Source organism: Lewinella sp. LCG006 (assembly GCF_040784935.1).
Taxonomy (GTDB): Bacteria; Bacteroidota; Bacteroidia; order Chitinophagales; family Saprospiraceae; genus Lewinella.
Genome location: NZ_CP160680.1, coordinates 6,061,039 through 6,073,852 on the forward strand (window position 1 = coordinate 6,061,039; position 12,814 = coordinate 6,073,852).

A 12,814-nucleotide genomic window follows, 5' to 3' on the forward strand; every position below is an offset into this window, starting at 1 on the left:
CTACCCTTACCCTTTAGTAGACCAAACCTTGGAGCGTAAATGCCTGATTTTATTGCTTCAACACCTTGGTAACATACGCACCATCAACCGCAATAAGCTGTAAGTAATACACGCCAACGGGTAACGCGCCCAGGTCCAATTCCTGGCCAGGTGAACGGTAGCTGGCGACCTGCTGCCCTTGAGCATTGAATACCTCTACTCGTTCGGCAGTGATATTGCGGAGCTGAAGTCGCCCATTGGTAGGATTGGGAAATAGCTCAATATTGGTTGCCGAGATTTCCGTAGCCGGTACAATGCAAGCCGCTTCTACCTGGGCCCGGATCTGGCAACCCGGGGCATTGCTAAGAAAGGAAGTATCGTTTGTGGCTACCGCTAAGTAATCGCAAATACTCTGGACGGCACAGTCCGAAAGCTGGCCGTTGAAGACAATTTCCAGAAAAGTAATGGTATTGGCAGTAATGTTTTCCAGCCCGCTTACGTCTGTGAGGGTTTCATTGCTAAACAGGCTTAATTCTCCGCCCAGCGTTGTGATGCCCGATAGCCCATTCAGATTGGTCAGGACCGCGTTGTTGAAGAGCTTCAGGTTTAGACCTACAGTGGTAATATGCTCCAGACCACTCAAATCGGTTAAGGCATCATTTAACCCGATATAGAGGTTCGAACCTACCGAGGTGATACCAGACAGGCCCGTTAAATCGGTTAAATTATCGTTGGAGCTAATTTCCAAACTTTGGCCCACGGAACTGATACCCTCCAGACCATTCAAGGCAGATAAAGAAGTGTTGTTATTAATGCGCAGGTCCTCTCCCACTGCCGTAATAGAAGACAAACCACTTAAGTTCGTCAGCGATGGATTGGAGAAAATTAGCAAGTCTCCTGGTAGGAAATCAATAGCAAATGGACCCGTAATTTCCGTTAAGAGATCATTCTCCGTAATCTTCAAATCTTCACCGATATAAGTTACGCCAGCAATGCCGCTGACATCCGTAAGCATAGCGTTGGTCGAAATATCCAGATTACCAGCTACCGAATCTACAGCGGATAGTCCGTGCACATTGGTTAAGGCTGCATTCAAGTTGATCCCCAGATTGTCACCAACTACCGTGACATTTGCTAGTCCATCCAAATTCGTGAGGGCGGCATTACTGGTAATAAACAGATTCCCCCCGACAGCAGTTAGATTAGACAGCCCGTCCAGATTTGTTAAGGCCTCATTGTAGCCAATCCTCAAGTCTCCAGCCAGGGTGTTAATGCCGGATAAAGCATCTACATTTGCTAAGACAGCGTTACCCTCAATCCGTATCCAACCACTTACGGATTGGATACCCGCTAAACCTTCTAAATTCGCCAGGCCTGATGTCAGGAAAATATGCAAGTCACCATCTACAGCAGTGATGGCCGATAATCCAATGAGGTCGGTAACGTCCGATGATCCAGAATTGGGGCCTATCTGTAGGTCACCGTTGATCGTTGTACAGTTGGGATAAGTAGCTACGAAGGCATCTACTTCCGCTTGAGTGGGGAGCACAACATCTCCTTCCGGACAGACAGCCGGGCAAGCCATCTCCACTTCCGTACGGGTAGCACAACCGTCGGCGTTACCCGAAATATCAGCTGGGTTCATTTCCACCCCAATATAGTTACAGATACTTTGGATGTCGCAAACGGAGAGCTGAGGGTTAGACATGATAACTAGTCCTTGTCCGGAAATACTCGTTGCATCAATATTCTCCAGGCCATTCAGGCTCGCAAGTACCGCATTGAATCTAATCGTTAGCGTTCCATTAATTGAGGTGAGATTTCCCAGGTTGGAAATACTTATCAAACCATCATTATCCATAATACTCAGTAAGCCGTCCACATCGATTACATTGTCCAACCCTTCCAGACTTGTGAGCGCATCATTGGAGGCAATACTAAGTGGTCCGGGAATAAAAGTCAAATTATTCAAACCGCTAATGTCGGCCAGGGTATTGTTTGATTCAATACTGAGCCCTCTCCCAAGGGAAAGCAGATTCGCTAAGCTGTCCAGGTTGACCAAACTGGGATTGAAAGCAATAAAGAGGCGGCCGCCAATCGTTGTCAGGTGCTGTAGGCCGTTTAAATCTGCTAAGCCATTATTGAAAAGAATGTCAAGGCCTTCGGTAATACTCGTTAGGCTGCTTAGGCCGGAAATGTCGGCAATGTCCGTACTTGCTTCATAACTTCCAATCTGCAAATTACCGGCAATCTCGGTGCAATCTGGAAAGGTTGCCACATAAGCATCTACCTCAGCCTGACTGCTGAGGACAACATCTCCGTCGGGGCATTGCGCGTGGAGACTTAATAAAGCAAGAGCAATTAGTAGCGTCAAGTAATACTTCATTCTATTATTTACTTTTTCTGAATACTTTATTGACCTACTAATGATATAGTAACCAAATGGTACTAACTTTTCTCCAAAATCATCGCATACCCCTGCCCCACTCCAATACACATCGTCACCAGGGCGTACTTTCCATTTGTTTTATGCAACTCCAAGGCGGCAGTGTGCGCAATCCTGGTGCCCGAAACGCCCAGCGGATGACCAATAGCGATGGCACCGCCATTGGGGTTGATGCGTGGATCGTCATCTTGCAAGCCTAGTTCACGAATACAGGCCAAACTTTGTGCGGCAAAAGCTTCGTTGAGCTCTATGATGTCCATATCCGCTAGTGTTAAGCCAGCGCGTTGGAGGGCTTTCTGGCTCGCTTTTACCGGACCAATCCCCATTATACGCGGCTCTACACCAACGACCGCAGAGGTAACGATTCTTGCCAGAGGCTGTAAATTGTACTCCTTAACCGCTTTTGCGGAAGCTACCAATACGGCGGCTGCACCATCGTTCAAACCAGAAGCATTGCCCGCCGTAACGGTGCCCCCCGTTTTCCGGAAAGCCGGACGAAGCTTTGCCAAAATGTCGATGGTGGTATCTGCACGAATAAATTCATCCTGATCGAATACCAGGTCATCCTGTTTGCGGCGTGGAATATGCACCGGTACGATCTCTTCTGCCAAGCGCCCAGCTGCTTGCGCACGAGCAGCTTTTTGCTGAGAGTTGTAGGCAAACAGGTCTTGATCTTCCCGGCTAATATTGTACATATCCGCCAGGTTTTCGGCGGTTACGCCCATGCCATCAGTGCCGTACAGCTCTTGCATTTTGGGGTTGATAAAACGCCAACCAAAACTGCTGTCAAACATCTGAGCATCCCGCCCAAAAGGCTTGGATGTTTTAGAAATCACCCAAGGTCCACGGGTCATGTGTTCCACCCCGCCCGCAATAATGAGGTCCCCCTCCCCTGCTTTGATGGCCCTATTGGCGTGTGAAATAGCTGACAGTCCAGAAGAACAAAGACGGTTGACAGTCTCACCGGGAACATCATAAGGCAAACCTGCCAGCAAGAGACACATACGGGCAACATTACGATTGTCTTCACCCGCCTGGTTAGCACAGCCCAGGATTACATCGTCATACAGCTCCGCAGGGATTTGCGGAAAACGCTTGACCAATTCGCGAATCGGGATAGCGCCTAAATCATCTGTACGGACTGGAGATAAAGTTCCGGTAAACTTGCCAAAAGCGGTACGAACGCCCGCAACGAGATATGCTTCCAATTTTTTGGGTACTTGGTACTTTGTACTGGGTACAAGGTAGATGGTTAGGGGAAAATTTGAACCACATAAGGTACTTAAGTTTTTTCTTAGGTGCCTTAAATGGCTCACGAAAACACAAAAATAGCACAATTGACACTAATCAAAAAACTACTCTATGTGACAATTCAATACTTCAGGCGCCTCAAAAAAGCTATGTGAGTATGTGGTAAATAGAATTAAGTCAATAAATTCCCATCCTCATCCCACTCCGCGATGGTCATTCGCTCATTTTGGTCGACACATTTGGCCAACCATTCTTCATCATAATCAACATCGTGATCGGCTAAAATTTCCTCAGGGACGCCATCCCAAACATTGGCAAAATTGCCGGTGTAGCCCAGATCGTCGAGTCCCATTTTGGTGGTGTAATAGCCCGTCAACGTAAGGTTACGCATCAGCTCAAAAAACGTGATTCCGTACGCCATGTCTGGCTTTAATTCATCCGGATCAGGATAGGCGATGTCTTCAATGATTTGAATCTCCTCGGCAGGCAGACAGGTGATAAAGTCCTTACCAAAACGACGATTCGCTTCGTAGTTGAGCCACATCAATCCACCTCGAATTGGCAACTGGTAATCAGGTATATCTTTGACGATAAAGTCGATAAAATCTGGAACTTTAGCATCAGTCGCAGAACCCGCCTCCGCCGTTGCCGGCAAGATGATATCGCACAAGACGGCAATGGTTGCCAGCTCATCGTCATTTAAGTAAATTTCAGCATTTATCTCTTTATCGTGCTCAATTTCTTCGGGCGTCCGACCGTAAAGACCTGTAGCTTCGCCAGCTCCAGCATCCTCCGATGCGGGGGTACAGCCACTATTGCTGGTAAAGATAGCGGCACTTCCAATGGTTCCAACCAACAAGGTTCTGAGTGAATCTCTTCTTTTCATAATTAAATGTTCCGCTTTTTGTATTGTTCTACAATGTATTCAGAGGTACGCATAGCCAGTGCCATGATCGTCCAGGTACAGTTCTTATCGGCCTGACTCACAAAGGGGCCAGCATCTACCACAAACACATTATCGGCATCGTGTAATTGGCAGTATTTGTTGGTGACCGATGTTTTCGGGTCATTGCCCATCCTGGTGGTACCCACTTCGTGAATAATTTGCCCAGGTTTCAGTAAGCCCCAATCTTGCTCTTTGGTCGGTTTGTCACCTACGGGATGACCACCCATGGCGTGGATCAATTCCTCAAAGGTGTCCTGCATGTGGCGCGCCTGGTAGCGTTCGTAATCCGACCACTTGTAATTAAATTTCAACACTGGAATCCCGAATTGATCGACGACCGTAGGATCTAATTCACAACGATTCTCTCTTCTGGCGATAGACTCCCCTCTCCCACCAAAACCAATGGCGGCTCCATAAAATCGTTTCACATCTTCGCGGAGTTTATTCCCATAACCCCCAACTTCCAAACCAATGTATTCATTAAAAGCGCTGGCGTCAAAACCGAAGCCATAGGCAGGCATCCCCAGTCCTCCCCACACTTCAATGTGATAGCCTCTAGGAAAATCCAACTTTTTGTTGTCCAACCACCAGGGGGAATAAACGTGCATCCCTCCTACTCCATCTTCGTTGTAGTTGGTTTTGCGATTCATCAGTGCAGGAATAAAACCCGTTCTGCCACCGCCCGTAGAATCATGGAGATAACGCCCCACTACGTCACTGCTATTGCCCAAACCATTGGGGTGCTGTGGGCTCTTGGAATTCAGTAAAATCCGAGCAGAACTACAAGCGGAGGCTCCTAAAACGACGGAACGCCCCTGTAACTGGTATTCTTTGCGGTCGACTTTATTGATGTAGGAAACACCTGTCGCTTTCCCTTCCGCATTGGTCGTCACCGAACGCACCATGCTGTTTACAAACAAATCTACCTGACCAGTACCGTTCAATGCTGGGATGATAAACACCGAGCTGGAAGAAAAATCTGCATAGACCTTACAGGAGCGGTTACATTGCCCACAGTAGAAACACACACCACGCTCGTTGTTTAGTTTTTTAGTCAGCATCGACATCCGGGCTGGGATAACGTCTACGCCTGCTTTGCGTGCACCTTTGATGTAGTAAAGTTCATGCAGCCTTGGCTTTGGTGCTGGCAAGAAGAACCCATCGGGATCATTGCGCCGATTTTCTTTAGAACCAAAAACCCCGACCATCTTATCCAGCCGATCGTAGTAAGGCTTGATTTCTTCATAAGTGATGGGCCAGTTGTCGCCTAAGCCATCAATGTCTTTACGCCTAAAATCATCGGGTCCAAAGCGGAGCGATATTCTTCCCCAGTGGTTGGTACGGCCACCCAACATACGAGATCGCCACCACATAAAGTCGGTGCCTTCTTCCTGGGTATAGGGCTCGCCTTCCACTTTCCAATCGCCCCAGGACATATCAAAGTCGCCAAAAGCGCGATTAGTGCTGGCTCCTCGACGCGGGGATTCCCAGGGCCATTTCATCTGGGTCATCGTCGTAGGATCCTTGGGATCGAAGTAAGGACCGGCTTCCACCAGTGCTACTTTCATGCCGGCTTCCGAAAGGATTTTGGTCGCCATCCCCCCACCGGCACCGGAGCCTACAATAATTACATCATAAATCGTTGCTGACATAATAGGTTTTTCGTTTGGGCTAAACTAGGGTTTTTATCCAACATTTTATTATCATTGGGGAAGGGAATTTGGCTTCCTCCTCGATCCCCCTCACTGAGGTAGGAAGGCGCGGTAGGATTTGCTTAAATTAGGGATTGCGCTGTTCGCCTTTGGAGGAGGATGAAGGCCCTTAAGGTTAGGTCAGCCCTCCCTCGATCCTTTGGATCGATCCCTTCAGCGGGACACATTTGGTGTAGCTAGTAGTAAGAATACCCTTGGTGTTTCAAAAGAACAACATCAATTTAGAATTCTAATCAGAACAAGCAATGAGTCATAAAATAACAGCCTCCATAAAAAAGGAGGTTCTGGAAATTACAGGAAATTTTAACAAGGAGAATAAGACAAATTTTCAAATCTCTTTCAGAGGGCAATTCGCTTATTTATCTAAAATCAAAAAAAGAGAAATCTCCATCCCCAATTCATTCAGTGAGTTGATCGGGCAGATGCTAGGTATCTCCACTCCAAAAATAAACCAGGACGATGTTAGCTATATAGAAACAAAGCTAGGTCGGCTTAAGTATGAAGGCCAAATGGACAACTGGTCTTTTGCTGTATACAGATACAGTCGTGAATATTATGACCCCGATGAATGGATGTTTCCTGGTAGTGAAGAACTTAATGGAACGATTTTAGGGGCACTAAATGCAGGTTTGTACATTTACGACTAAACAACCCACCCATCACGCCTTCCTTTCTCGTGAGGGAGGACCGAGGAGGGAGCTAAACACAACACCATGTCCAATCGACGAAAAATATTCAAAGCCCTGGCACTAGGAACCATTTCTCTGCCTTTCGCTATTCGTGCCCTTACGGGGGATATGAATGCCCAAAAAGGTGGCGGCTCCCCCACCCTGGCGAATCAGAAAAGGTACGAGTGGAAAATGACGACTACCTGGCCTCCGAATTTTCCGGTGCTTGATGAAGCCTGCAAGATGTTGGCAAAACTGGTAGAAACGATGTCTTCCGGACGCATGAAGATTACCGTTTACGGAGGGGGCGAATTGGCGCCACCCCTCAAAGCATTCGAGACCGTCCGCTCAGGTGGAGCCGAGATGGGGTCGGGAGCAGGTTACTATTGGGCGGGGATTGCCCCGGCAGCACAGTTTTTTGCCTCTGTTCCCTTCGGAATGAATGCGGCGCAACACACCTCCTGGATCATGAATGGTGGAGGAATGGAGCTGTGGCAAGAGCTGTATGCCCAGTTTGGCGTGGTACCCTTTCTAGGGGGAAATACCGGGGTACAAATGGGTGGCTGGTTCAATCGGGAGATCAACAGTCTTCAGGATATTCAGGGCCTTAAAATGCGTATACCTGGGCTTGGTGGCCGCGTATTTGATGCCGCTGGCGGCGCCCAGGTACTCATGCCCGGCAGTGAACTGTATTCCAACCTCGAACGCGGCGTCATTGATGCTACGGAGTGGCTTGGTCCGTATCACGATACGCTCATGGGTTTTCACGAAATTGCTAAATACTACTATACGCCTGGCTGGCACGAGCCCGGCACAGCCTTGGAATTCTTTGCTAACAAGGATAAATTTGAGGCCCTACCAGAAGATCTACAGGCCATCGTCCGCTCGGCAGCCTACCATACCCACTTGTGGTGTTGGATGGAAATGGAAAGACGCAATGCCGAAGCCTTGGGAGGCTTGGTAGAAAAAGGCGTGAAGCTCCGGCAATTCCCCAAGGAAGTACTTGAACGTTTTCGTGTCCTTACTGCGGAGGTGCTTCAGACGCTTTCCGAGGAAGACCCCTTCTCCGCCAAAGTATACGCTTCCTTCCAGCAGTTTCAGGCCCAAGCTTATCAGTATGCGGCCATTACAGAAAAGCGATTCTACAATGAATTGCAGGTGCAGTAGGCGACCTCCTACCCTGCTCTTTGCTGCATGATGGAACGCGCCTGCCTGCCCGTGAGGCACAGCCGAGAAGGCAGGGAAACGAATTTTTATAATGAAGGTTCTTCGTCTCTTTAGGGCGAATGTGTTGTCCTCGCCATAAATGACAGGGAACCATTAAAAATCTACAGAATTTGCCTTGTTTTTATTAGTTTTTGAATATGTAAGATAGGTTTACAATAGAGAGAAAATTTTAAATGAGTAATTAATTTTAACATCTGATTAATGCTTCACAACTGGGGGAAATACCCGTTTACCGATGCTAGACTATACCCACTCAGCTCTTACCAGGAAGCAATATCCGCATTGGAGCAGCTCAGCGGGCAGGTACTCATCCCACGCGGCAATGGCCGTTGCTATGGCGACAGTGCGCTTCAGCGGAGGGTGTTCTCTACCCTTCAACTCAACAAGCTTTTGCAGCTGAACGAGGAGGATGCGATTATTCGCCTACAGGCGGGGGTGTTGCTGGAAGACCTCTTGTCGGTGATCGTCCCTAAGGGGCTTTTTCTTCCGGTGGTGCCTGGCACGCGATTGATCACCATTGGTGGAGCTATTGCTGCCAATGTACACGGCAAAAACCACCATCACGCGGGGGCTTTCGGGCGCTATGTAAAATCGCTCAAGCTGCTCACTGCTGACGGGCAAATCCTGCTTTGTTCCACCGCAGAGAACGAGGCGCTCTTCAAGGCCACTATTGGCGGCATGGGTACTACAGGTATTGTTTTGGAAGCCACGCTGCAATTATCCAGGATCGAGACCGCTTATTACCAGCAGCAATCTTACCCAGCCACTTCCCTACTCCACCTTATCGAGCTTTTCGAGCAACACCAGTCAGCGCCTTACCTGGTTGCCTGGATCGATGGCCTGGCAGGAGGCAAACAACTCGGACGGGGCGTGCTTCATACTGGTAGACCATGCTCCAAGGAGGAGCTAGCGGCCAAGGCTTTTCCTGATCCGCTCCTGGTTCATCCTACCGCTAAACTAAACATTCCGCGTTTTATACCCTCATGGCTGTTGCAGCCCCTTATACTGCGCTTAAACAACGCTTTCTATCGTTGGAACAACCGGAAGCCCGTGAGCCAAACCAAGCATTATGCTTCCTTTTTCTTTCCCCTGGATGCGATCAAGCATTGGAATAACCTGTATGGTAAGAAAGGTCTTCTGCAATACCAATTTGTTTTGCCGTTTTCTGCTTCCGCTACCGGGATTACAGCAATATTAGCGACTGTACACGCTGCACGGATTAGCCCTTATTTGGTGGTTCTCAAAAGAATGGGAGAACGCAGCCCTCACGCAGCAGCTACCGACTTTCCAATGCCGGGTTACTCACTGGCCATTGACTTCAAGTACAGTCCTCAGGTACTCGACTTGTTTCACCGGCTCGACGAGATAGTGATCCAGCATAGCGGCCGTATCTACCTCACCAAAGATGCCAGGCTCCCGGCCGCTGCCTTCCGTAAGATGTATCCCGAGGCCGTTCTGCATTCTCCTGAGATATTCCGATCTTTGCAATCAGAGCGATTATTTGACCTGTAACGATATGCCTACTTTACTGCTACTTGGATCCAATTCAGACATTGGCAAAGCCTGTGCCTACCGTTTTGCGGCCGAAGGTTTTGACCTTCTATTGGCTACACGTTCCGTCGATGAGGAGCAGCAATTCCTTGCCGCTGACTTGCGTATTCGCTTTAATATCCAAGTAAGCACGCTTCTATTTGATGCTGAAAACCTGGCTGAACATTCCTCTTTCTACGAGCAGCTCTCCAACAAACCCGATGTTGTCCTTACCGCCATCGGTTATCTTGGTGATCCGAAAAAAGCCCGTACAGATCAGGCAGAAGTCAGCCGCATTGTCAAGGCCAATTATACTGGCCTAATCACGATACTAGATATTGTTGCGGCCGATATGATGCAAAAAAAAGCAGGAACTATCATAGGAATTTCTTCCGTTGCCGGAGAACGAGGGCGAGCAAGCAATTACCATTACGGCAGTGCCAAGGCCGGGTTTACCGCTTATCTAAGTGGTCTTCGGCAGTATTTACGGCCTATGGGGGTTAAGGTCATCACTATTATCCCGGGTTTTGTTCATACCAAAATGATTGGCGACCTGCCCACTCCTGGTTTTCTTACGGCTACACCAGCCTTGGTTGCCAATGCCATCTACCAGGCTTATAAAAAGCAAAAGTCAGAGGTTTATTCCATGTCAATATGGCGTCTTATCATGTTCATCATCCGCCATATTCCTGAAGTCATCTTTCAACGCCTTTCTTTATGAGTGAGGCCAAGTCACCAGTCCTTGCTGTATTTGATTTCGATGGCACTATTAGTGATCGAGATTCCTTTTTGGCTTTTATCCGTCATACGCATGGCAGCTGGCGGTTTTTCTGGGGCTTTCTACTTCATTTGCCCTACTTGATCTTGTACCTACTAGGACGCTATCCAAACGATCTTATTAAAGAAAAAATCTTCACACACTTCTACGCCGGAAAAACAGAAGAGGAATTAGCACAACAAGGGAAGCAATTCTGCGAACAAAAACTTCCTGCCTTGATTTATGCTGGTGCCCGACAACAACTTCAATGGCATCAACAACAAGGCCACCGTATCATCATTCTTACAGCTTCCTCCGCTATTTGGTTAAAACCTTGGTGTGACGCCAATCATTTCGAAATCATTGCCACCACTTTCGAGACCCAAAACGGACGCTATACCGGCAACCTCCAAGGAGAGAATTGCTATGGTGAAGAAAAGAGAAAACGAATCGCTTCGGTTCTTTCGAACGCCCCCTCTTCCGAAGTCTATGGCTACGGAGATCGTACTTCCGATCAAGCGTTTCTCAAGGAATGCGACCATATTTCTACCCTGCCACTTACCTCTAGCTTAACAGGTTGCGCGGGCTTTAGCTCGCACAGCTGTGGACATTCTGGCGGATCTCAATCTGGCGCTCCCCTACTCTACCGCGCTATTCGCTACGCCTACCTGGCCTTGTTTCTCAGTTTACCTTTTTCGGTACCCGTTGATTTCTACCAACACCAAGTCAATGTACCTAGCGAGCCGCTCCTTATCCTTATCAGTATTTTACTCGCTATGTGGTTCTTCACGCAAGGCTGGTGGAGTCGCACTTTTTATCGCCAGCCAATCAGCATTGTAACTATATTGATGTTATTATGGTTATTTGTTATCACAATATTTACTACGCTTCCTTTGGTGAGTGCCAAGTACTTCCTCGTTACCTTCCTGCATTGGTGGGTCTTTTATCATGGTTTACCCCTCTTGTTTGATCAACGACCTAAGGCTTTATTACGATTCGTTCAGCAGTACGCCGCAAGCTTTTTGTTCATCCTTCTTTTTGCCTGGACAGTACACGCACAATACGATTTCCGGATCGACGCTTCCGTCCTTACTGCTCGTCCCTTCTATTTTGACCATGGCTTGTACAGTAGTTGTTTACTCCTTTTGCTAGGCCCTGTTTTTGGTCTTTTTATTATTTCCTACTTCCACAAAACACAGGGCAGCTTCCCTTACCATTGGTTGTGGCTTGTACTCAGTGGCTTATTTACTGTCGGCATCTACCTCTCCTTTTCGCGAGCTGCCTGGCTAAGCTGCCTTATGAGTCTTGTACTTGTAGCCGTTATTATGCTATTCCGACCAAGATTCAAAACTATAGTATACACTTTTATTGTCTTAATGCTCGGCCTACTACTCACTGGCCCTTACCTTATATCAAAAATGGGCAACAATAAAAATACAGGCAGGACTGATAACCAATGGGAGCATCTCTCTTCTGTGACCAACCTTACCACAGACGTTTCCAATTTAGAGCGACTCAATCGCTACAGTTGTGCCTGGCGCATGTTCCAGGATCGTCCTGTTACTGGATTTGGTATTGGTACTTTCCAGTTCGCCTATCTCAAGTATCAACGCCATGAAGAAATGACACGCCTCAGTGTCACCAGTCCCGGCAAACATCGGGCAGGTATGGGAGGTGGTGCACATTCCGAATATTTTCAGTTGCTTGCAGAAGCGGGCTTACCCGCACTGTTGCTCTGGATAGCCCTCCTTTTTGCTGTTCTCTGGACCGTCACGCAGATCAACCACAGCTCACCATCCAGCTGGCAAAGCACCCTCAGTCTCGGTATCTGCTTTAGTCTCCTTACCTATTTCATCCACGGCCTCTTCAACAACTTCCTCCATTACGACAAGGTCGCCGCCCTCTTTTGGGGCCTCCTCACTGTGTTGACTTATCTCCAAACCCATAAGTCAATGGCCACTATTTGATGAAGTATTTGGGGCCATGCCCAGCCCTGGCAAGATGATCCCAACGGCAGCTATTACAACATCGGGCTGGCCACCGGGTCATCCGCTCTTATGCGCACGACCAACTCCCCCCATGCTTGTCCCCGTGCACATACCGCTACTACCCCTTGTCCGGGCACTCGTTTTTGGCAGCATCCCCACCTTTTAGCAAAAAGCGTCTACCAAAAGACCAGTTAACCAATCTTTTGGTTTAGCATCACCCCTCTAATCCCCCCTTAAATTCCCTTATTATCCCTCATATGCTTCATTCAAATAATCCCCTACGTTCGACGTCGGCTGTGCCTACGTCGCT

General features: G+C 48.1%; 9 protein-coding genes. 5 read left to right on the top strand and 4 right to left on the bottom strand.

Annotation, left to right across the window (positions count from 1 at the left end; genetic code table 11):
• Positions 1 to 49: 49 nt before the first annotated feature.
• The 4 genes from AB0L18_RS22000 to AB0L18_RS22015 form a co-directional block, all read right to left on the bottom strand.
• Entirely contained in the window at positions 50 to 2,365 is a 2,316-nt protein-coding gene (locus AB0L18_RS22000) for a T9SS type A sorting domain-containing protein (protein ID WP_367389480.1), read from the bottom strand.
• A gap of 62 nt (positions 2,366 to 2,427) precedes the next feature.
• Positions 2,428 to 3,633, bottom strand: coding sequence for a 3-oxoadipyl-CoA thiolase (pcaF, locus tag AB0L18_RS22005; RefSeq protein ID WP_367389481.1), 1,206 nt, complete (start codon positions 3,631 to 3,633; stop codon positions 2,428 to 2,430).
• Positions 3,634 to 3,848: 215 nt separating this feature from the next.
• Positions 3,849 to 4,562 (bottom strand): gluconate 2-dehydrogenase subunit 3 family protein, encoded by a 714-nt coding sequence (locus AB0L18_RS22010; protein WP_367389482.1) that lies wholly within the window; start codon positions 4,560 to 4,562, stop codon positions 3,849 to 3,851.
• A gap of 2 nt (positions 4,563 to 4,564) precedes the next feature.
• Complete coding sequence (locus AB0L18_RS22015; RefSeq protein ID WP_367389483.1) at positions 4,565 to 6,274, bottom strand: GMC family oxidoreductase; 1,710 nt, start codon at positions 6,272 to 6,274, stop codon at positions 4,565 to 4,567.
• Between the two features lie 305 nt (positions 6,275 to 6,579).
• Here AB0L18_RS22015 and AB0L18_RS22020 point away from each other — a divergent pair, with 305 nt between their 5' ends.
• From AB0L18_RS22020 to AB0L18_RS22040, 5 genes are all read left to right on the top strand, one after another.
• Entirely contained in the window at positions 6,580 to 6,981 is a 402-nt protein-coding gene (locus tag AB0L18_RS22020) for a hypothetical protein (RefSeq protein WP_367389484.1), read from the top strand.
• Positions 6,982 to 7,047: 66 nt separating this feature from the next.
• Positions 7,048 to 8,169 carry a TRAP transporter substrate-binding protein gene (locus AB0L18_RS22025; RefSeq protein WP_367389485.1) on the top strand — a complete coding sequence of 374 codons (1,122 nt, stop codon included), beginning with the start codon at positions 7,048 to 7,050 and terminating at the stop codon, positions 8,167 to 8,169.
• 261 nt (positions 8,170 to 8,430) lie between these two features.
• Positions 8,431 to 9,741 carry an FAD-dependent oxidoreductase gene (locus AB0L18_RS22030; protein WP_367389486.1) on the top strand — a complete coding sequence of 437 codons (1,311 nt, stop codon included), beginning with the start codon at positions 8,431 to 8,433 and terminating at the stop codon, positions 9,739 to 9,741.
• 4 nt (positions 9,742 to 9,745) lie between these two features.
• Complete coding sequence (locus tag AB0L18_RS22035) at positions 9,746 to 10,480, top strand: SDR family oxidoreductase (protein ID WP_367389487.1); 735 nt, start codon at positions 9,746 to 9,748, stop codon at positions 10,478 to 10,480.
• Complete coding sequence (locus tag AB0L18_RS22040) at positions 10,477 to 12,483, top strand: HAD-IB family hydrolase (protein WP_367389488.1); 2,007 nt, start codon at positions 10,477 to 10,479, stop codon at positions 12,481 to 12,483. The genes AB0L18_RS22035 and AB0L18_RS22040 overlap by 4 nt, the downstream gene beginning before the upstream one ends.
• Positions 12,484 to 12,814: the final 331 nt, after the last annotated feature.